Annotated in this window: 20 protein-coding genes, 1 tRNA gene and 1 pseudogene; 13 read left to right on the top strand and 9 right to left on the bottom strand. The window is 33.4% G+C overall.

The window, feature by feature from the left end; genetic code table 11:
* The first annotated feature begins 33 nt into the window (after positions 1-33).
* The 4 genes from ABD941_RS12320 to ABD941_RS12305 all read left to right on the top strand — a co-directional run bounded on the left by ABD941_RS12320 (position 34) and on the right by ABD941_RS12305 (position 3,154).
* Positions 34-678, top strand: coding sequence for a peroxiredoxin (locus ABD941_RS12320; RefSeq protein ID WP_345274441.1), 645 nt, complete (start codon positions 34-36; stop codon positions 676-678).
* Between the two features lie 72 nt (positions 679-750).
* Positions 751-1,065, top strand: a complete 315-nt coding sequence (locus ABD941_RS12315) for a thioredoxin family protein (RefSeq protein ID WP_345274440.1) — start codon at positions 751-753, stop codon at positions 1,063-1,065.
* On the top strand, positions 1,046-1,303 hold the full coding sequence (locus tag ABD941_RS12310) for a DUF6952 family protein (RefSeq protein ID WP_345274439.1): 258 nt from the start codon (positions 1,046-1,048) through the stop codon (positions 1,301-1,303). Before ABD941_RS12315 ends, ABD941_RS12310 begins: the two co-directional genes overlap by 20 nt.
* A gap of 153 nt (positions 1,304-1,456) precedes the next feature.
* Complete coding sequence (locus ABD941_RS12305) at positions 1,457-3,154, top strand: amidohydrolase (RefSeq protein ID WP_345274438.1); 1,698 nt, start codon at positions 1,457-1,459, stop codon at positions 3,152-3,154.
* Positions 3,155-3,307: 153 nt separating this feature from the next.
* On the opposite strand, the gene ABD941_RS12300 is transcribed toward ABD941_RS12305, so the two are convergent.
* The gene (locus tag ABD941_RS12300; protein WP_345274437.1) at positions 3,308-3,778 is read right to left on the bottom strand and encodes an ankyrin repeat domain-containing protein; all 471 of its coding nucleotides are present in this window, start codon (positions 3,776-3,778) and stop codon (positions 3,308-3,310) included.
* Positions 3,779-3,846: 68 nt separating this feature from the next.
* Entirely contained in the window at positions 3,847-6,048 is a 2,202-nt protein-coding gene (katG, locus tag ABD941_RS12295) for a catalase/peroxidase HPI (RefSeq protein WP_345274436.1), read from the bottom strand.
* Positions 6,049-6,268: 220 nt separating this feature from the next.
* Between katG and tpx the strand changes: the two genes are divergently transcribed.
* The 6 genes from tpx (at position 6,269) to ribB (ending at position 13,442) form a co-directional block, all read left to right on the top strand.
* Entirely contained in the window at positions 6,269-6,772 is a 504-nt protein-coding gene (gene tpx, locus ABD941_RS12290) for a thiol peroxidase (protein ID WP_345274435.1), read from the top strand.
* 7 nt (positions 6,773-6,779) lie between these two features.
* On the top strand, positions 6,780-7,148 hold the full coding sequence (locus ABD941_RS12285) for a diacylglycerol kinase (protein WP_345274434.1): 369 nt from the start codon (positions 6,780-6,782) through the stop codon (positions 7,146-7,148).
* Positions 7,149-7,275: 127 nt separating this feature from the next.
* Positions 7,276-9,657: a DNA translocase FtsK gene (locus tag ABD941_RS12280; RefSeq protein WP_345274433.1), complete on the top strand. Its 2,382-nt coding sequence runs from the start codon at positions 7,276-7,278 to the stop codon at positions 9,655-9,657.
* Positions 9,658-9,666: 9 nt separating this feature from the next.
* Entirely contained in the window at positions 9,667-10,302 is a 636-nt protein-coding gene (gene lolA1 / locus ABD941_RS12275) for an outer membrane lipoprotein periplasmic chaperone LolA1 (RefSeq protein ID WP_345274432.1), read from the top strand.
* Between the two features lie 8 nt (positions 10,303-10,310).
* Complete coding sequence (locus ABD941_RS12270) at positions 10,311-12,266, top strand: LptF/LptG family permease (protein ID WP_345274431.1); 1,956 nt, start codon at positions 10,311-10,313, stop codon at positions 12,264-12,266.
* A gap of 15 nt (positions 12,267-12,281) precedes the next feature.
* The gene (gene ribB, locus ABD941_RS12265) at positions 12,282-13,442 is read left to right on the top strand and encodes a 3,4-dihydroxy-2-butanone-4-phosphate synthase (RefSeq protein WP_425557109.1); all 1,161 of its coding nucleotides are present in this window, start codon (positions 12,282-12,284) and stop codon (positions 13,440-13,442) included.
* Here the strand turns inward: ribB and ABD941_RS12260 are convergent.
* The 3 genes from ABD941_RS12260 to ABD941_RS12250 form a co-directional block, all read right to left on the bottom strand.
* Complete coding sequence (locus ABD941_RS12260) at positions 13,439-14,977, bottom strand: glycoside hydrolase family 16 protein (RefSeq protein WP_345274430.1); 1,539 nt, start codon at positions 14,975-14,977, stop codon at positions 13,439-13,441. The two genes, ribB and ABD941_RS12260, sit on opposite strands and share 4 nt — an antisense overlap.
* A 242-nt stretch (positions 14,978-15,219) precedes the next feature.
* On the bottom strand, positions 15,220-16,419 hold the full coding sequence (locus ABD941_RS12255) for a DegT/DnrJ/EryC1/StrS family aminotransferase (RefSeq protein ID WP_345274429.1): 1,200 nt from the start codon (positions 16,417-16,419) through the stop codon (positions 15,220-15,222).
* 77 nt (positions 16,420-16,496) lie between these two features.
* A complete protein-coding gene (locus ABD941_RS12250; protein WP_345274428.1) occupies positions 16,497-17,126 on the bottom strand; it encodes an NAD(P)H-dependent oxidoreductase in 630 nt (209 codons plus the stop codon).
* Positions 17,127-17,315: 189 nt separating this feature from the next.
* Between ABD941_RS12250 and ABD941_RS12245 the strand changes: the two genes are divergently transcribed.
* The 3 genes and pseudogenes from ABD941_RS12245 to ABD941_RS12235 form a co-directional block, all read left to right on the top strand.
* A tRNA-Ser gene (locus ABD941_RS12245) sits at positions 17,316-17,403 on the top strand.
* A gap of 716 nt (positions 17,404-18,119) precedes the next feature.
* On the top strand, positions 18,120-18,755 hold the full coding sequence (locus ABD941_RS12240) for a DUF3313 domain-containing protein (RefSeq protein ID WP_345274427.1): 636 nt from the start codon (positions 18,120-18,122) through the stop codon (positions 18,753-18,755).
* A 140-nt stretch (positions 18,756-18,895) separates the two neighbouring features.
* Positions 18,896-19,209: pseudogene (locus tag ABD941_RS12235) on the top strand (transposase); the annotation flags it as partial.
* A 137-nt stretch (positions 19,210-19,346) separates the two neighbouring features.
* On the opposite strand, the gene ABD941_RS12230 reads toward ABD941_RS12235, so the two are convergent.
* From ABD941_RS12230 to ABD941_RS12215, 4 genes are read right to left on the bottom strand one after another with little or no spacing between them, the layout of a single operon-like run.
* On the bottom strand, positions 19,347-20,219 hold the full coding sequence (locus tag ABD941_RS12230) for a pirin family protein (RefSeq protein WP_345274426.1): 873 nt from the start codon (positions 20,217-20,219) through the stop codon (positions 19,347-19,349).
* Positions 20,220-20,269: 50 nt separating this feature from the next.
* Complete coding sequence (locus tag ABD941_RS12225; protein WP_345274425.1) at positions 20,270-20,707, bottom strand: MarR family winged helix-turn-helix transcriptional regulator; 438 nt, start codon at positions 20,705-20,707, stop codon at positions 20,270-20,272.
* 3 nt (positions 20,708-20,710) lie between these two features.
* Entirely contained in the window at positions 20,711-21,241 is a 531-nt protein-coding gene (locus ABD941_RS12220; protein WP_345274424.1) for an NADPH-dependent FMN reductase, read from the bottom strand.
* Positions 21,242-21,243: 2 nt separating this feature from the next.
* Positions 21,244-21,600 (bottom strand): DoxX family protein, encoded by a 357-nt coding sequence (locus tag ABD941_RS12215; protein WP_345274423.1) that lies wholly within the window; start codon positions 21,598-21,600, stop codon positions 21,244-21,246.
* Positions 21,601-21,681: the final 81 nt, after the last annotated feature.

Here is a 21,681-nt window from a genome sequence, read left to right as displayed (position 1 = left end):
AAAGCGAATTATTAATTATAAAATATAATACAAATGTCATTAGTAGGTCAAAAATTCCCAAATTTAAACGTTGACGCCATGAACGAAATGGGCGATACTTTTAAAGTAAATGTTCTTGAAGAAGCAGTTAACAACAATAAAAAAGTAGTCTTATTTTGGTATCCAAAAGATTTCACTTTTGTATGTCCAACTGAGTTGCATGCCTTTCAAGCAGCTTTAGGTGAATTCGAAAAAAGAAACACTATTGTTATTGGTGCATCTTGTGATACGCCTGAAGTACATTTTGCATGGTTAAGTACAGCAAAAGATAATGGTGGTATTGAAGGTGTAACTTATCCAATTTTAGCAGATAGCAACAGAAACCTATCTAGCGTTTTAGGAATTTTAGATATTACAAACGAAACCTATGACGAAGAAACTGGAACAGTTCAAGTTGAAGGCGATAACGTAACCTATAGAGCTACTTATATTATTGATGAAGATGGTATTGTACAACACGAAAGTGTAAACAACATGCCTTTAGGTAGAAATGTTGGTGAATACCTTAGATTAGTTGATGCCTTAACTCATGTACAAGAAAAAGGTGAAGTTTGTCCAGCAAACTGGGAAGAAGGAAAAGAGGCTATGAATGCCAATGCTAAAGCAACAGCAGATTATTTAGCGACACTTGCCAATTAAAAAGCCGAGATTTAAAAATTCCAAACATATCGTTTTGGAATTTGGGTTTTTAAAGTTGAAAATATAAAAGTTATGATAAAAGAATTAAGCGAAGATAATTTACAAAGCGTGATTGCCGAAAACGACACTGTAGTTGTGCAGTACTCTGCAACATGGTGTGGCAACTGTCGTATTATGAAACCCAAAGTAAAGAAACTAGCTTCTGAGCTAGAAGATGTTACTTTTGTTATTGCAGATGCGGAAAAGTTTCCAGAAAGCAGAAAGTTAGCTACAGTTGATAATTTACCAACCTTCGCCACCTTTAAAAATGGAACCTTTGTAAATCAAGTACAAACAAATAAGTTTGACGTCTTAAAAGGTTTAGTAAATGAAGTTACCAGTAATTAAACATTTAACGCAGTTTATTGAAGCCAATGATGAAGATTTTGTTGTTGAAACCATTGAAACTTTAGAAGCTTTAACCGAAGTACCTTCATTAAAAGATGAAGAATTAGATATTATTGGCGAATTAATCTCTAATATGTATGGCGCTATTGAAGTTAATAAAATGATTAAAGACGGTACACCTCAAAAAGAAGCTTTAAATGGTTTTATGAAACGTGTTATGGGTTCGATTGACACCTAATATCTAACTGAAAAAGAAAAATTAGTTTATTAAAAAGCCACTTCGAATAAAGTGGCTTTTTGTTTTACAAACTTGACTTTGTAAACATTTTCAACTACTTTCGTTTAACGACGCATATCCGAAAGCTGGCAATAATTAAAAACCCAAATAACTATGATAAAAAAAATCTTGCTTTTAATAATAGGAATCACTCTTTTTTATACCTGCGAAAAAACAGAAAAATTAAATCTATCAACAGTGTATTACAATGGAGACATTATTACCATGGTTGGTGATTCACCAAATTATATTGAGGCAATTGTTGAAAAAGATGGGAAAATAATTTTTACTGGTTCTAGTGAAGAGGCAATGAAAATTGCTGGAAAAGGTCACTATATGATTAATCTGGAAGGAAAAACACTCATTCCTGGTTTAATTGATGGTCATGCCCATTTTGCCAATTTTGGTGCACAAGCTATTGGTGCGCAATTACTAGCTTCACCAGATGCCAATGTTGATGATATGGAAACTTTGATTTCAGTTTTAAAAGCTTGGAATACTTCTGAAAACAGAGCGTTAACTGGCTGGATTTTTGGCACTGGTTTTGACGATTCAATCTTGAAAGAAAAAAGATTCCCAACTAAACACGACCTGGATGAAGTAAGTACAGAATTTCCAATTATGATAACACATATTTCTGGTCACTTTGCCGTAGTAAACTCAAAAGGATTAGAGAAATTGGGAATTGACAAAAACAGTAAAAATCCTGAAGGCGGAATTATAAGACGTGAAAACAACTCTACAGTACCCAATGGTGTTTTAGAAGAACTAGCTGCAATTCCTTACATGCTAAAAGCTATAGCACCCAAATCCGAGGAAGCAGTAATGAGGTTTTTCGAAGCCGGACAAGAAATGGCTTTATCTTACGGATATACGACTGCTCAAGAAGGGAGAGCCATGCAAAATCATGAAATGCTAGTAGCAATGGCTGAAAATGACAAATACAAAATTGATGTGGTAAGCTATATAGACTATGCATTTGTAGACAAATACATGGATAGTAAATGGAATAGTAAAGCGTATACTAATAAATATAGAATTGGTGGAATGAAAGTAACATTAGATGGTTCGCCACAAGGTAGAACAGCTTGGAGAACTGAACCTTATCTTGTTCCTCCACAAGGAATGCCTCATGATTATAGTGGTTATCCAGCAATACCTAATGACAGTATACTTTCTTATATATTTGAAAAAGGCTTCAAAAATAATTGGCAGATTCTATCGCACACTAATGGCGATGCTGCAATTGACCAATTTATAAGAATCATGAAGCCATTACAAGAAAAATATGGTAATGATAATAGACGTGATGTAATAATTCACGGGCAATATATTCGTGAAGATCAACTTAATGATGCTAAAGAAATGAAAATGATTGCATCATTATTTCCGCTACACACCTTTTATTGGGGAGATTGGCATACTCAATTAATAGGTGATTCTTTGGCTCAAAATATTAGTCCTGTAAAAACAGCACTAAAAAAAGGTATAGAAATTACTATTCACACAGATGCACCGGTTGCGTTACCCAATTTAATGCGTGTTTTATGGACAGCAGTAGAGCGGACTTCCCGTACAGGAAAAATCATTGGTCCTGATGAAAGATTAACACCATATGAAGCATTACAAGCAATAACAATATGGTCGGCTTACCAACATTATGAGGAAGACAGAAAAGGAAGTCTTGAAAATGGAAAACTTGCTGATTTAGTGATCTTAGATAAAAACCCATTAAAAGTAAAACCTAAAAACATAAAAGACATACAAGTCTTAAGAACAATCAAGGAAGGGAAAACTGTATTTAAAAAATAACTATTGCCAACAATGTCTATAGCTAATTGCTTGATAATGTTTAAAGATTAGCACGGAAATTTTATCGAATTCACTTTACGCTGTTTCTTTTTCCTATTTTAATACTCATAGCAACTAACCATAGACGAACACGTTAAACGAACACTTTAAAACCTATCCCAAAAGCACAATAATCTCGCTAAACTCTTTTTCTAAAGCATAACTCAAGGCTGTTTTTTCATGATTATCTTTTAAAGTCTTATCAGCGTTATGCTTCAATAGCAATGCAACCATTTTCGCTTGATTATACATCGTCGCAAAAATTAAAGGTGTTACTCCATTTTTATTTTTAGCGTTAACATCAGCGCCATATGTTATTAAATAATTTGCCAAATCGGTGTTTCCTTTAAAAGCCAAACCAATCAAAGCTGTATTACCTTGTGAGTCGGTTTCATCAATGGTTGCTTGATGTTCAACTAAAACTTTAACGACTTCGGCTTTATCAAAATAAGATGCAAAAATAAGCGGTGTAAACCCTCTAGCATCTTTGGCTTTGACTAAATCTGAATTCCGTTCAAGCTGCGCTTTGACATGATCTGCCTTACCCGATTGAATAGCACTGAAAAACAACTCTGTTTCGTTCATATTATTATTTATAATATAAAAAAGGGACAAGCATATAAGCTCGTCCCTTTTCTAAATAAATTATTACCTTATTTTAAATCAAAACGGTCTAAGTCCATCACTTTAGTCCAAGCTGCAACAAAATCTTTTACAAATTTATCTTGTCCGTCGTTAGCACCATAAACTTCAGCAACGGCTCTTAGTTCGGTATTGGAACCAAAAATTAAATCAGCTCGAGTTCCTGTAAATTTAACTGCACCAGTTCTACGGTCACGTCCTTCAAAAATAGTATCATCATTAGATGTTGCACTCCAAGTATAAGTGAAATCAAGAATATTGGTAAAGAAATCATTGGTTAAACTTCCAACATTATCTGTAAACACACCATAATCAGAACCATCATAATTTGCACCTAAAACCCGTAACCCGCCAACAAGCACAGTCATTTCAGGAATAGAAAGCGTTAATAAATTAGCACGATCTACTAATAGGTCTTCAGCAGCTACCTTTAGTTTTGAATTCATGTAATTTCTAAAGCCATCTGCTAAGGGCTCTAAATAACCAAAAGATTCCAAATCAGTTTGTTCTTGTATAGCATCTCCTCTACCTTGCGTAAAAGGTACTGAAATAGTATGACCAGCATTTTTAGCAGCTTCTTCAACACCAGCAACACCGCCAAGCACAATTAAATCTGCCATAGAAACAGTGCCACTAAATTCATTTTGAACACCTTCTAAAGCATGTAAGACTTTATTTAATACTTCAGGATTATTCACTTCCCAACTGCGTTGTGGCTCTAAACGTAAACGGCCACCATTAGCACCTCCTCGCATATCTGAACCTCTAAACGTAGAAGCTGATGCCCAAGCAGTACTTACTAACTGAGAAACGCTTAAACCAGAAGCTAAAATTATCTTTTTTAATGATGAAATATCTGCATCACTCAATGTATAATCTACTTTTGGAATAGGATCTTGCCAAAGCAACTCTTCTTTTGGAACTTCAGGTCCTAAATAACGATCTATTGGCCCCATATCGCGGTGTGTTAGTTTGTACCAAGCTCTTGCAAAAGCATCTTCAAAAGCTTTATGGTCGTTATGAAAACGTTTCGATATTTCTAAAAACCCAGGATCTTTCTTTAAAGCCATATCTGCTGTAGACATCATTAAGGCTTGCTTGCCGTTGGCATCACCCGCTTTTGGAGCCATACGTGCATTGGATGCTGCAGTCGGTGTCCATTGATGTGCTCCAGCTGGACTTTTAGTTAACTCCCAATCGTAGTTTAAAAGCACATCAAAATATTCATCATCCCAACGTGTTGGATTAGGCGTCCATGCACCTTCTAAGCCACTAGTAATGGCATCATCTAAAACACCAGTGCCATATGTATTTTTCCAACCTGTACTCATTTCTTCTATGGATGCGCCATGAGGTTCAGCACCAACATATTTATCTGGATCTGCTGCTCCATGGGCTTTTCCGAACGTATGACCTCCAGCAACTAAAGCTACAGTTTCTTCATCGTTCATAGCCATACGACCAAAGGTAATTCTAATATCATGTGCAGATTTTAAAGGATCAGGTTCTCCATTTGGTCCTTCTGGATTTACATAAATTAATCCCATATGTACAGCACCAAGATGGCCTTCCAAATCGCCGTCACTTGTATCGTAACGCTCGTCGTTATCTAACCAACCTGTTTCACTACCCCAATAAATATCTTGTTCTGGTTCCCAAACATCTTCACGCCCACCAGCAAAACCAAATGTTTTAAATCCCATAGATTCTAATGCGCAGTTTCCTGCTAGAATCATTAAATCCGCCCAAGAAATTTTATTTCCATATTTCTTCTTAACTGGCCATAATAATAATCTTGCCTTATCCAAATTTCCATTATCAGGCCAACTGTTCAAAGGTGCAAAACGATGTGTACCGGTTCCCGCACCACCACGACCATCGCCAACACGGTAGGTTCCCGCACTATGCCACGCCATACGAATCATGAATCCACCATAGTGCCCATAATCTGCTGGCCACCAATCTTGAGAGTCAGTCATTAGGTTGATAACATCTTGCTTTAGCGCTTTAAAATCAACACTATTAAAAGCCTTTGCATAATCAAAATGATTACCCATAGGGTTGGATTTAATAGCATTTTGGCGTAAGATATTTAGTTTTAATTCATTAGGCCACCAATCTCTATTACTTGTCCCGCGACCTGCGGCTTTCTTTTGGTCTCCACTTAAAAATGGGCATTTACTAGCATCGCCATTATGACTGTTATTATCCATGGTTTTAGTTTTTATATTTAATTTTCTATAAAGCTAATCAATTATCGCTTTCTTTCAACATCCGAAAAATTGATTATTCTTATTTGGCAATAATTTTTGGCTATAGTAAAATTTCAACATATAGAAATTAACTATTCATTTATCGAAAATTAATAAGCACTTCATTCGTTTACTTATAAGTATAATGTCTATTTTTAGCTTTCAATTTAAACATATAAAAATGGCAAATATCACTTTGGGTGGAAACCCTGTACAAACATCAGGAGAATTACCAGCAATAGGATCTCAGATAAAAGATTTTGAATTAGTAGCAATAGATTTATCTTCAAAAACGTTATCCGATTTTAAGGGCAATAGACTCATATTAAACATATTTCCTAGTGTGAATACGGGTGTATGTTCGGCATCTGTTAGACAGTTTAATACAGAAGCCAGCGAACTAGAACACACTAAAGTACTTTGTATTTCTAGAGATTTACCCTTTGCTCAAGACCAGTTTTGTGCTGCAGAAGGACTTGAAAACGTAATCATGCTTTCCGATTATAAAACTGGACAATTTGGAAAAGATTATGGATTAATTATGACTAATGGTATATTTGATGCTTTACTTTCAAGATCTGTAATTGTAGTTGACGAAAATGGTGCTGTTATTTATACAGAACAAGTTCCGGAAATAGGACAAGAACCTAATTACAAGGCTGCTTTAGAAGTCTTGTATTCATAATACTATAATGTCTAAAAAAGAATCCTTCTTTGTTAACCGATTAAAAAGTGTCGGCTACGCTTTTAAAGGCGCGATTTTACTTTTAAAAACTGAAGCTAGTATAAAAATTCAGTTTGTACTTGCACTTCTAGTTACAGCAGCAGGATTCTTTTTTAACATCTCTTCTACCGAATGGATTATCCAACTTTTAGCTATTGGATTGGTCATGAGTTTAGAAGGACTTAATACTGCTATTGAGGCCATTGCCGATTTTATTCATCCAGAACACCACAATAAAATTGGATTAATAAAAGATATTGCGGCAGGAGCTGTTTTTACTGCGGCTTTTTTTGCGAGCATTATTGGGTTAATCATATATATACCAAAGATTTTTTAATTATAGATAGTATAAGTACTAATACCCCTAGGATAAACGTTAGTAATTTGTATTTTTGTTGAATCTGTTTTTAACGATTTAGCTCTGGACTTGATTCAGGGTCTCATTTTGAAACTGTAATGCATTAATGGCGAAAAGCAAAACTAAAAAAGCACCTAAAAAAAAGACTAAATCACCTAGTTTTAAGTTATCAAGCCAGCAAAAACTGGTTTTAGGTAGCTTTCTGGTTATTATTGGATTACTCCTATTTATCTCATTTATTTCATTTTTATTTACCGGTGAAGCCGATCAAAGTACCTTGTCTGATTTTACATCTCGTGATATAAAAACCAAAAACTGGTTAAGTAAATCTGGTGCATGGTTAAGCGATTTTTTTATTCAACGTGGATTTGGTATAGCGTCCTTTATATTTTCTGGATTAGTTTTCTTGTCTGGAGTTTATGTTTTAATGAATATCAATAAAGAGAAACTTAGAAAACATTGGTTTTGGGGCATTTTAATTGTCATATGGTTATCTATTCTGTTAGGCTTCTTTGGAAACAAAAGCGATATCCTTGGTGGCACCATTGGTTTTGAAATTAATGGTTTCTTGCAAGATTATATTGGAAAAATTGGCACTTCACTCCTATTACTATTTGGATTAATAACCTATCTAGCCATTCGTTTTAAAGTAACTTTTGAAAGCTTTACCCGCGTTTTTAAATCTGCTAAAAAAGATATAAAAAAGGAATTTTCAGAATTAAAAGATAATGTTATAGTTCCCATAGACAACAATTTATCTGAAGAAGCTGAAGCTTTTAAAACGGCTTTTGAAATTCCTCTAGAAAACAAAGAAGTCCAAACAAAAAAAGACATTAAGCCTAAATCAGAACCGGCACCATTAGAAGTAAAGGTTAGTGAACCAGATGACTTAGAAGAACCGGAATTAGAGATTAAAGTTGAAGCTATAAAGGAAGAGGTTTCAGAAACGGATAATCTTGCCAACAAACTAGTTGAAGATTTTGGTCAATTTGACCCTACGCTAGAATTAGCAAAATATGAATACCCACCATTAGAGCTTCTTAAAAAGTACGACACAGAAGGAATTACCATAAACCAAGAAGAACTTGAAGAAAACAAAAACAGGATTGTTGATACTTTAAGTAATTATAAAATTGGAATAGCAAGTATTAAAGCAACCATAGGTCCTACAGTAACCCTTTATGAAATTGTACCCGAAGCTGGTATTCGTATTTCAAAAATCAAAAATTTAGAAGACGATATAGCTTTATCACTTTCTGCACTTGGTATTCGTATAATAGCACCAATTCCCGGAAAAGGCACCATTGGTATAGAGGTGCCAAATAAAAATTCTACGATTGTATCGATGCGCTCTGTAATCGCATCAAAGAAATTTCAAAGCTCAGAGATGCAGCTACCCATTGCTTTAGGAAAAACAATTAGTAACGAAACTTTTGTAGTAGATTTAGCAAAAATGCCTCACTTGCTTATGGCTGGTGCAACCGGTCAAGGTAAATCTGTTGGGTTAAATGCCGTTTTAACCTCATTACTTTATAAAAAACATCCAGCTGAAGTTAAATTTATTTTAGTAGATCCTAAAAAGGTTGAACTGACGCTTTTCAATAAAATAGAGCGTCATTATTTAGCAAAATTACCCGATAGTGAAGATGCCATTATAACGGACAATACTAAGGTTATTAATACATTGAATTCTCTTTGCATTGAAATGGATAACCGTTATGAAATGCTCAAAAATGCATTTTGCAGAAATATAGCTGAATACAACAAGAAGTTTAAGTCTCGAAAATTAAACCCCAATGATGGACATCATTTTTTACCTTACATTGTTTTGGTTGTTGATGAGTTTGCCGATTTAATTATGACTGCTGGTAAAGAAGTAGAAACACCAATAGCGCGTCTAGCTCAATTAGCACGTGCTATTGGTATTCATTTAATTATTGCCACACAAAGACCTTCTGTTAATGTTATTACCGGTATTATAAAAGCCAATTTCCCTGCTCGTATAGCCTTTAGGGTAACCTCAAAAATTGATTCGCGAACTATTTTAGATGGTTCGGGAGCCGACCAACTTATTGGTCGCGGTGATATGCTTTACACACAAGGCAACGATCTTATTCGTGTGCAATGTGCTTTTGTTGACACTCCAGAAGTTGAAAAAATAACAGACTACATTGGCTCTCAAAAAGCATATCCAGAAGCCTATATGCTTCCAGAATATGTTGGAGAAGAAAGTGGCACAAGTCTTGATATAGACATATCAGATAGAGATAAACTTTTTAAAGATGCAGCCATTGTTATTGTTACAGCCCAACAAGGTTCAGCTTCTTTATTACAACGAAAACTTAAACTAGGCTACAATAGAGCTGGTAGAATAATTGATCAATTAGAAGCAGCTGGAATTGTTGGCCCTTTTGAAGGTAGTAAAGCAAGGCAGGTTTTAATTCCAGATTTAATGGCCTTAGATAAATTTTTAGAAGACGAGATATAATTTAGAAAAATGAAAAAACTTATTACTATAGTATTAATATTGCTTTCAGTAAATACTTTTGCTCAAAATAGGGCTAAAGTTCTATTAAATGAAGTTTCAGAAAAAATAAAAAGTTATGAGAATATTTCTTTAGACTTTAAGTACATTTTAGAAAATACCTCTGAAAATATAAAACAAGAAACCAAAGGAGATGTTGTTATGCAAAACGACAAATATAGATTAAACATTCTTGGAGTTACCCAACTTTTTGATGGAAAAACATTATACAGTATTAGTCCTGAAGATGAAGAAGTTACTATTTCATCAGAAAACAGTGATGACAATGATGCTATTACACCAAGTAAAATGTTATCATTTTATGAAGATGGATACATGTATATTATGGATATGGTACAAAATATAAATGGAAGAAAAATTCAATACATCAAATTAACACCTATTGATTCCAATTCAGAAATCAAGACTATTCTTTTAGGTATTGATGCTCAAACAAAGCATATTTATAATTTAATTCAAGTTGGTGAAAATGGAACAAAAACAACACTAGTTGTTAATTCTTTTAAAACAAACACGCCATTATCAAAAACCTTATTTACCTTTGATGCCAATAAATATAAAGATTATTACATCAACAAACTAGATTAGGTAACCCCTTGAAAATACTAGATCGTTACATACTAACCACATATCTTAAAACTTTTATCAGCGTGTTTGTTATACTCATGCTGATTTTTATTTTACAAACCATTTGGCTATACATTAAAGAGCTTGCTGGTAAGGATTTGGATATTATGGTTATAGTCAAGTTTTTAGTTTATTTTATGCCTAAACTAATTCCACTGGTATTACCGCTTACCATCCTTTTGGCATCTATTATGGTGTTTGGAAGTTTTGCAGAAAACTACGAGTTTGCTGCTATGAAATCCACAGGTATTTCGTTACAGCGTGCTATGACTGGGCTTAGTGTATTTATAGTCATTTTAGCGGTTATTACCTTTTTCTTTTCAAACAATGTTATTCCTTGGGCAGAACTCAACTCTCATAATTTACGCCGAAATATTGCTAAGCTAAAGCCAGCTATGGTCATTGCAGAAGGCCAGTTTAATGAAATTGGCACCTATAACATTAAAGTTGAAGAGAAAATTGGAGAAAGAGACCTTAAAGATGTTACCATACACATAAAAGGGAAAAATGGAAGAAAAAATGCCACAACCATTAAGTCCAAAACGGGCAAACTAGTTAGTAGTGAAGAATCCGAGGTTATAAAGCTTATTTTATTTGATGGCCATTTCTACAACGATGTTTCCCGAAAAAGAATAAAAGACAGAAATAAAAACCCCTTTGTAAAGAGCAGCTTTGAAAAAAAGATTATCAATATTGATTTATCGACACTTAACAATGTTGATTTTGATGAGCAAACAAAAACCGATAATTACAATATGCTTAATGTTTCTGGTCTAAACAAAACTATAGATTCACTTACTAAAAAAAGTAAATCTAATTACGAGGCGCTTTCTATAAGTTTACACCAACGTGCTAATCTTAAAAACAAGATTAAGCAAAAAAGTAGAAAAAAAGATTCTGTCTATTCGGCTGCCATTTTAGATCTATTTACCACCAAAAAGAAAACCGAATTAGTAGATGCTGCATTTAGAGCCGTTACGAATTCAAAACAATTTATTCACACTAAAAAATCCTCAATCCAAACCTCCAAAGCTTGGCTTAACAGACATATAATTTCTTTGCATCAAAAATATGCCTTAGGGTTTGCCTGTATTATACTCTTTTTTGTTGGCGCGCCATTAGGTGCCTTAATACGCAAAGGTGGTATAGGTTTACCTATGGTCATTGCTATTCTCTTGTTTTTGACTTACCATTTTATTGGTATTTTTGCAACTAACAGTGCCAAAACAGGCGATTTTAATCCCATATTAGCAAGTTGGTTTTCAACATTAGTTATGTTGCCTCTTGGTATATTCTTAACCAAAAGAGCAACAGCAGATAGAGGTTTGTTTGAATTTGGAGGGGTTATAGAACCTTTAAAGCGTGCTTTTAATATTAAAGAAAAAAATACTGTAGACTATAAATTTTTATACAACTATAATAATGAGGAATTAGTCGATGTTGTCAATAACTACCAAGCATTAGGTCATGAAAAAATCAGTAGACATGAAGCTATTAAGGTTTTAAAATCCAGAGGTATAACAACAAAGCAATTTCAAGACGTGGGAATAGCTATCGATCAAAATTTTGAAACCTCAGAAGCTATTAAAAACAATTATAAGGACCATGCTGTATTTGCTATCGTGTTATATAGTATTGGTATTGTTTTACTAATATTATTCTTTGTATTTAAAAACAATAAATTATTGCCTTTGTCTATGGCCTCAATTGAGCTTAGCATTGTTTCATTGGTGTTGTTTATTGTTTACTTTATAAAATCATTTATTAATGCATCACAATTTTATAATCATATAAACAAAGAACATAAAAAGCCAAAGCTTATTATATTGCTTCTAGGCCTCCCCTTGTATATGATTACTTATATATTCTTAAATGAAAAGATAAAGGAAGACTTAAAACTAAATTGTTTAGAATCTTTAAAATAGCAATATCTTTGTAATATGATTGTAGAAACCATGACACAGAAAAGCATGACCAAGTTTAAGCTGAATACCATACACGAAGCTATTGATGATATTAGAAATGGAAAGGTTATTATTGTTGTTGATGATGAAAACCGCGAAAACGAAGGTGATTTTCTAGCTGCTGCAGATAAGGTTACACCAGAAATGATAAACTTTATGGCTACACATGGCAGAGGTCTTATTTGTGCGCCATTAACCGAAACCAGGTGTAAGGAATTAGAACTTAGCATGATGGTACGAAATAACACGGATCCTATGGAAACGGCTTTTACAGTATCTGTAGATTTACGAGGAAATGGGGTAACTACTGGAATTTCTGCAAGTGATAGAGCACATACCGTTAAAGCACTTATTGATAAGTCCACAAAGCCTTTTGATTTAGCGCGTCCTGGACACATTTTCCCATTGGTTGCAAAAGAAGGTGGTGTTTTACGTAGAACAGGCCATACTGAAGCTGCTATAGACTTTGCCAGATTGGCTGGTTTACAACCTGCAGGCGTGATTGTTGAAATCATGAATGAAGATGGAACCATGGCACGTTTACCTCAGCTATTTGAAGTCGCTAAAAAGTTAGATTTAAAGATTGTTTCTATTGAAGATTTAGTAGCATATAGAATGCAACATGATTCTTTAATTGAGAAAAAAGAAGATTTTCAGATGGAAACCCGATTTGGAAGTTTTAGATTAAGAGCCTACAAACAAACAACTAACAATCAAGTACATATAGCTCTAACAAAAGGACAATGGAAAGACAATGACCATGTCCTTACAAGAATAAATTCAACCCTAATTAATAATGATATTTTAGGAACACTTACTAATAATGCTGATAAGCAATTGGACGATATGTTTAAGGTTATAAATGATGCCGGTAAGGGTGCTATTATCTTTATTAATCAAGAGTCACAATCAATGAACATCCTTAAGCGCTTATCGTTCTTAAAAGAACATCAAGCTTCAAACAAGGTAACTAGAGCACCAAAAATTAATATGGATACTAGGGATTTTGGTATAGGCGCCCAAATACTCCATGATTTAAACATACATAAATTGCGCTTGATCTCTAATACCGAACAAACCAAACGTGTTGGTTTAATTGGTTACGGCTTAGAGATTGTTGAATATGTAAAGTACTAATTGATTAATACTTTTTTAACAGCTTTTTTACCTTCAGAATAAATATTAAGCAAGTACATTCCTGAACTTAAACTACCTATCTTAATAGAATTAACTGTTTTAGATTCTTTAAGTACCAACTTGCCAAAAATATCATAAACCTCAACATAATCAATATTAATATTGGTTTGTATATTAATTTCTGTACTCGCTGGATTAGGAAAAACTCTAATATTATTTATATTTAATTCATCAGTGCTTAGCGTATTTTGGTAAACCCTAACATAATCTATAACCATAGGGCTTTGAGTAAATGTAGGATCAATAGTTCCTGCTATCCCACCCATTGCTACATTTAATATAAAGTATTGTTCTAAATCAAATGGCCAAGTACTTGCATTTTTTACGGGCGGATTATAAGTATAAAAAGCAATACCATCTACTAAGAATGTAATCTGGTTAGGCGACCAGTTAACGGAATAAATATGAAAATTATTCGCCACATCACTAATTAATTGTGAATCTGTATTAACCGTATTTCCAAAACTAGATGGTGTGTGGATAGCACTTGATGTATGATTGGTAGCTCCAAGGCCATGTTCCATAATATCTATTTCGCCACATGCTGGCCAACTTGTTGTACCAAAACCTTGTGTTTGCCAATATGCCCCAACTTCACTAACATTTTTGCCTAAAGTCCAGATAGCTGGCCAAGTGCCATCACCTGCGGGTAATTTGGCTCTTACATCTACGCGACCATATGTAAAAGCAAATTTAGAATTTAAACGTGCTGATGTATAATCTAATGTTACACCATCTTGCATAAAGGTCTCACGCTTAGCTACAACATTTAAAAACCCATTTTCAACAAAAGAATTATCTAATCTATCTGTATAGTGTTGTTGTTCACCATTAAACCATTGTCCGCCATTTGGCCCTGTAGTTTGGTGGTGCCATTTAGCCCCATCTACTGCTGCTGGAATAGTACTATCAAACTCATCGGCCCAAACTAAATCTGTATACTCTATATCAATAGCATTAGGATCCGAGGCTACATTACCATCATTAATATCATCAATTCGAAACGCACCAGGAATATTACTACCGTCATCTATTCTAATAACTAATCTGCTATACGCACCAGTGCCTCCAACAGTAGAAAAGTCAAATGTTAAATCAGACCATGCACTTGGATTTACAGGCGTTGTAACAATCACTTCAACGTTAGGATTTGCTCCATTTTCTAATTTAACTACAATATCATGAGCATTTGCATCAAACGCATAAAATCGCATGGTTATTTCATCCTCAATATCTAAATCTATAGGTCTGTTCAAGTCTATATAATACCCTTGTTCATCCATGGAGTCTGATCGAAAAAATTGTCCAGTTTCGTTATTTGAATCTACTGGTCCTGGAAGAATCACAAAGGTACTGCCATTCCAAACAGTAAAATTATGGGATGGGTCTGAAAAATCTATTGGTGTTTGCTGAGAGAACGATAAATGAACAATTAATATAAATATTAGAACTAAACTTTTGTAAAGGACTTTCATAATTTTTTTTTATTAAAATTAAACATTTGTGTTTAACTTAAATGACTTATGCACTATACAAAAACTATACATTATAAGTGGTTTGAGTAATTACACTAATTATATTGAGTCCTTTTATGGGTTTATTCCTAAGCTAATCATCTATCAATAAGACTTTTATTAACAAATAACTACGTGCTTTGCCAATACTTAACAAAAAATAAAAAAAGGAAGGCTAAATATAGTAGATATTGCTTTTTAAATTAGTGTTTCAATACGGCTTTTATAGATTCTACCATTTTAAGTGCTCTGTTTTTCACGTCTTCTTCAGTCCAAGATAATTTTATTAAACACGAAATATTTCTACCAATAAAATGATCAGATTTTGAGAAATCTTTGTTTTTAAGAGATTCTAATCCTTTTTTTACTTCATTAGAAATTGGGTAAAGTGATTTTAAATCTTTTAGATGGTTCCATTTCCTAATATAATGCCAACTGTTATTATAATAATTCCAACAGGCATCAATACCGTTTTCATTAAAAGCTTGTGAAACTTTTGTTGCAGTTTCTAAATCTGGTAAAAAGAAATTTAAAAACGCACAACTTTCTTCCCCACCTTCTGGAACCGTTCTAAAAGTAACTTCTGGAATTTCTGAGAGCGCGTCTTTTAATATGTTGAAGTTTCTCTTTTGAATTTCTAAAAAATTAGGCAGACGTTTTACCTGTGCTAGACCTACAGCTGCATGCAGTTCTGATATTCTAAAATTATACCCTAAAAACGGATGGGTTTCAGCACCTCTATCATTACCGACATGGTCATGGCCATGATCACTGTAATGGTCGGCATTCAAATAGTAATCTTTATTGTTTGTAATAACGGCTCCGCCTTCACCACAAGTAATGGTTTTTACAAAATCGAACGAAAAACATCCTAAATCGCCAAGGCTCCCTAGAGGTTTTCCATTGTACGTGCCCCCTATCGCTTGACAAGCATCTTCTATTAATAATAGATTATGAGCGTTAGAAACAGCTTGTAATGCATCCATATCTGCCATACTTCCACACATTTGCACCACCATAATGGCTTTGGTTTTTGGAGTAATGGCTTTTTCAACTGCTTCTGGATTCAACCCTAAAGTATCATCTATATCAACTAACACAGGTATCGCACCAAGCATCATGATAGCTTCAAAACTGGCTACAAAGGTAAAGGTTGGCATAATGACCTCGTCTCCTGCTCCTACTCCAGCCGAAGCTAATGCTACGGATACCGCAGCAGTTCCACTAGAAACCAGTTGCACGTGTTTAGACTGAAATATATTCTGTAATTCAGATTCCAGTGCTTTGGCTTTCCAATGGCCATTACGCATGCCATCAAAACCATAGCGCATAAGCACGCCATTATCCAATACATCGTTTACTTCTTTTCGTTCTAAATCTCCAAATAATTCAAATCCTGGCATAATATTATTTTTATACTTTGTGTTTAATAAAGGCAACCTCCTTGTTGGCAGACTAGTAGCTAAAACATGTATTTATTTTATAACTCTATAACTGCTTCCGCTATTGGTTTTCTAACTTTTTCAAATTCTGAAAATTGATCATCTTCTGCACGATAGCCAATAGGTAAAAGCAATATAGATTTCAAGCCTTTTTTATCTAATTCAAGGATGTTATCATACATAGATGGCACAAAACCTTCCATAGGGCAAGAATCAATACCTTCTATAGCGCAAACCGTCATTAAATTACCTAAAGCAATGTAAGCTTGGTTGGCAGACCATTGCTGACGCTCTTTAACGGTCATGCCTTGCATCATCTTCATTAAATCCTCTCTGTAAGGTTTTAATATCGTTTCCGGTGTATTACGAATGTCTTTTATATTGTCGTAATAATGTTTAACATCTTCATCTAGAATATCTTTTTGAATACAAATAACCAATAAATGCGACGCTTCCAATACTTGTTTTTGTTTATAGGAAGCAGATACTAAAGACGCTCTAAAGGCTTTATCCTCTATAACCAATAATTTTATTGTTTGTAAACCAAAAGATGTTGCTGTTAGGTTAAAGGCCTCTTTTATAATATCCAGTTTTGTATTTGAAAGCTTTTTGCTAGTATCAAACTTTTTTGTTGCATAGCGCCATTTTAACTGCTTTATTGTATCCATAACGTAAGTGATGTGTTTCTGCAAAAATAAGGTTTGCAGTTTTCTTTTTTCCACATTGAGATATAAAATATAATGATTATTAAATGCTTAAAATTTATTACAAAAAACTAGTGCTTTTATTTGAAAGAATTAAAAAAGGGTTCTATATTTGCACCCGCATTCAGGCAAATAGTCTGATGAGGCACTCATGGAGAAATGGCAGAGTGGTCGAATGCGGCAGTCTTGAAAACTGTTGAGGGTCACACCTCCGGGGGTTCGAATCCCTCTTTCTCCGCCAAGATTTATTCAAAATCGACGAAAGTCCTGTAAACTTAATGTTTATGGGACTTTTTATTTTACCCAAAATATCAAAAACATGTATTATAAACCATTCTTTTGGCAACCTATTAGTGAACGTGTTTCAAACCTTAATTAATTTTTGTAAATGAAGTACTAAAAGTTGATTCATTTGTGGTTCACTTTATCCGTTTTTTGCACAAACACGACATCAAACGCTTTTTTGCTTCAAAACCTAACTCTTCTACAGTATTCATACCCGCATAAGGATTAAACCTGTTGGCAAATATACCTTCGAATCAAAACTTAGATTATTGTCTTCTTCTATTTCATAAGCTTTAATGGCTTTTGTTTCTAGAGAATTTTCTGTTTCTATTTTCTCGAAGACATCTTCAATAGAGATATTATTGTATTCTTCTTCTAAATCTGAATATTCATCATTGCCTAAAATTTAGGTTTGTTCGTAGTTAGCATTTAAATGTCATCATTTACTCCTACTGAAGTTAACAAACAAATATTCCGCTTACTAATGTTACAAGTACTGTTTTCATAATTTCTATTTTTAAATATTATTAATTGATTTCTTCTACAAATGTATGGCACGACAGCTTTATAAAACGTTCTTGAGTGAAGTGACCAAACATATAAGTCAAATGACTTTTAGGTGAAGTGAAATTAATTATCTTTGATTTTAATCATTTAAAAATATTTAAAGTTATGACATCGTATTCTTTTTTATCAAAATTTTGTGGATTGATTATATTAATGTTAATCTTAGGATGTAGTCCTAAAATTGGTCAATCTGGTTTTTTAAGTAGTTATGATAATTTAAAAGAAAGTGATGCTAATAGCTCTATGCTATCTTACATTAATCCTGATTTTGAGCGAGGTAAATATAAAAAAATTATGATTGATGATGTTATAACTAAGTTTGAAGCAAAAGCTAAAGGCCTAAAAATTGATAAAGAAAAACTAGATGAGTTAACAGCTTTTTTTAAATCTGAAATTATCAGTAGCCTAGCAACTGATTATACTATTGTAAATGAACCTGGAGCTGATGTTGCACAAATACAAATTGCAATTACAGAGATTGTTCCTAGTAAATTGTTTCAAAATATTTTTCCGGCAAGTGTGGTTATAAATACAGCTACTGGAAGAGGAAAAGGAGGGGCATCATTAGAAATGAAAGTGGTAGATTCTCAAACAAAAACTTTATTAGGTCAAGCTATTGATAATAGAAAAAATAGAGGTTATATTGAGTCTTTCAGTAAGTTTGGAAATTCTAGAGGCGTAATGACATATTGGGCAAACTTGCTTAAAGATCGTATTGATTTGTTCAAAACAGGACAATAGAATGTTTTATTCCAAATGGTATAAATTTAGCAGTATTAAATATTGTTGGTCATTATGTACACGATTGTATACAAATCAAACCATTATTCCAGCTTGGAAAATGGCAATACCAAAAAACAAATAACCTAGCCTTTACTTTTTATTCAGACAGGGGTATACAATATGCCTCTATAGAATTTAGAAAATTGATTAAGAAAAGCACTTTAATTACTCAAAGTATGGGTAGAAAGGCTAATTGTTGGGATAATGCTGTGGCTAAAAGTTTTTTTTAACGCTTAATGTTGAACTGATATATCATCCTAGTTTTAAAACTACTCAAGAAGTCAAATTAGCAGTCTTTGAATATATAAAAGTTTGGTATAATAGAAAACGTTTGCACTCAGCTTTAGCATATAAAACACCCAAAGAAATAGAATTAGATTTTCATCAAATTAAAATATGGCATAGGTCTTAGAAAATTTGTTCGAATTTTTATTGCAAATCCAATGGTTGTTTGCTATACAACGTAGACACGAATCAGACTTTCAGTCTGCTATACCTGTTCATAAAAAGAGACATTTGTCCTATTCGTGTATTCGTCGCTAGCTTTTATTAACTTACTGGGAGGAATCCCATTTTACCCATTTGAAAATCACGCATGGCTTCCATAATTTCTGTTTGTGTATTCATAACATAGGGTCCATAACTGGTTACATTTTCATTAAAAGGTTCTCCTGAAAGAAATAATAACTTACTAGTTTCCTTTCCTTTTATTAAAATCCCTTCACCATCTTGATTAAATTCAATGAGTTGATTTTCATTTAGTTTTAGGTTTTCAGAATCATTAATACGAGCATTACCTTTTAACAAATACAACATAGATTGATGAGATTCAGGTATTTTAATGGCGTACTCACCACCTACCTCAACATCTACCATAAAAGCATTTACAGCAGTTTGAGTGGCTATCTTGCCATAATTATGATCTAAGTCACCAGCAATAATTTGAATATTTACTTTGCCATCTTCAGATGAAACCACATTAAAATCTTCATGCTTTGCATGTTGATAATTAGCTGGAATCATTTTCTTTTCTGCTGGTAAATTCAACCATAACTGTATGCCTTCTAATGTCCCGCTTTTCTTCACAAAGGCTTTTGAAGGCCCTTCAGCATGAATAATACCGCGACCTGCCGTTGTCCATTGTACATCACCTGCTTTAACAATACTCTCGTTTCCTAAAGAGTCCCTGTGCAACTGTTCCCCTTGAATTAAAAATGTAATAGGCTCAAATCCTCTGTGTGGATGTGGTCCCAAATCAAAAGGATTGTTTGTTTCCGAAATATCATAAGGCCCATAGTGATGTAATAATATAAATGGATCGACCATTTCTAGTTTATTTGTTGGTAAGGGTTGACGCAACTTTATAGGTCCCATATTAACAAAATCACTTCGTTCTATTGTTTTTATTGTATTTAGTTTCATAATGTTTTTTTTTGAAATAGTTTCCATGGAAACTATTTGTTTAAATTTTTTTACCTGATTTTATCTAACATATCACTTAATTGCGATGCTTCTTTTTCTGTTAGGTTTTCTAATAAATCATCTTTAAAATCTTTTGAGATAACTTTTAAAAGTTTAAGGCCTTTGCTCGTTATTTCAATATGCACCACACGCCTATCATCAGGACAAGCCAGCCTATTGATCAATTGCTTTTCGCAAAGTTTATCCATTAATCGCGTGGCATTAGGTGCCCTTTCTAACATGCGCTCTTTTATTGTTTGTACTTTTATAGGGGCTCCTGCTCCTCTTAAAATCCTTAATATATTAAACTGCTGGGGCGAAATTCCATAAGGTTTAAAAAACGTATTTTGTTTGCTATTTATCCAATTAGCAGTATAAATAATATTGAGTAACGCCTTTATTTTAGGATTAGGAAATGTTGAATTTATATCTTTTGAAATATTGCCCATGCTTTATAGTACTTTTTTAAAGGCTTCAATAGCCTTATTTAAAGTTGCATGAAATGCTTCATCGGTCAATTTTCCGTTTGAAAAATGATCTTGGAATGATGGCAATGAAAACGTTGCCACAATATGCCCTCCCATATAAGGAAAACGAGCTTTAGCTACTTCTAAAACAGATGCACCACCTCGTCCACCTGGCGATGTAGCCATGAGTAGCATGGGTTTATCACTCCATAATTTACCATCAATTCTTGACATCCAATCAAAAATATTTTTAAATACGCTCGCATAAGCACCATTGTGCTCCGCTAAGGATAAAACAATACCATCAGCAGCTTTTATCTGCTCTAAAAAAGCATATGCATTATCTGGTATACCTTTCTCATTTTCTAAATCAATACCATAAACAGGCAAGTCAAAATCATTTAAATCTAAAATATTAACTTCAGTGTTTTCCACTAAGCTTGCAGCGTAAATTGCCAGTTGCTTATTGATTGATGTTTTGCTATTACTACCTGCAAAGGCTAAAATCTTCTTCATAATTAATTATTAATTCGTTTATTAAATATATAAGACACTATTAATAATACTAAAGCTAAAGCGGCACCACCTTGTTCCCCATCGCCTATCATATAGTGTGCAAAAAATGCTAAGATAAATGCAAAAAAGAAACCTGAATAAGCCCATTCCTTAATTGCTTTAAAATTAGGATTCCATAATGCAAATAATCCTAATAATTTTAATATCGCATAAGGATAGATAATGTAAATTGGATAACCAAAACTGGTAAATGCCATGACTATATCTTCATGCTTAAAAAAATACATGCTTACTGAAAACAGCATTAATGCCGTTAATAATCCTGTAGCGATGTAAAATATAATTTTGTCTCTATTCATGTTTATTTATTTAATTATCATGATGCAAATATAGAAGAAAATTATTTATTTTCCAAGGAAAATATTTCCATGTAATATTTT

The organism is Flaviramulus aquimarinus (genome assembly GCF_039543205.1).
In the GTDB taxonomy this organism is placed as follows: domain Bacteria; phylum Bacteroidota; class Bacteroidia; order Flavobacteriales; family Flavobacteriaceae; genus Flaviramulus_B; species Flaviramulus_B aquimarinus.
The sequence above is the reverse complement of the archived record's forward strand: the minus strand, read 5'-3'. Positions and strand labels throughout refer to the sequence as shown.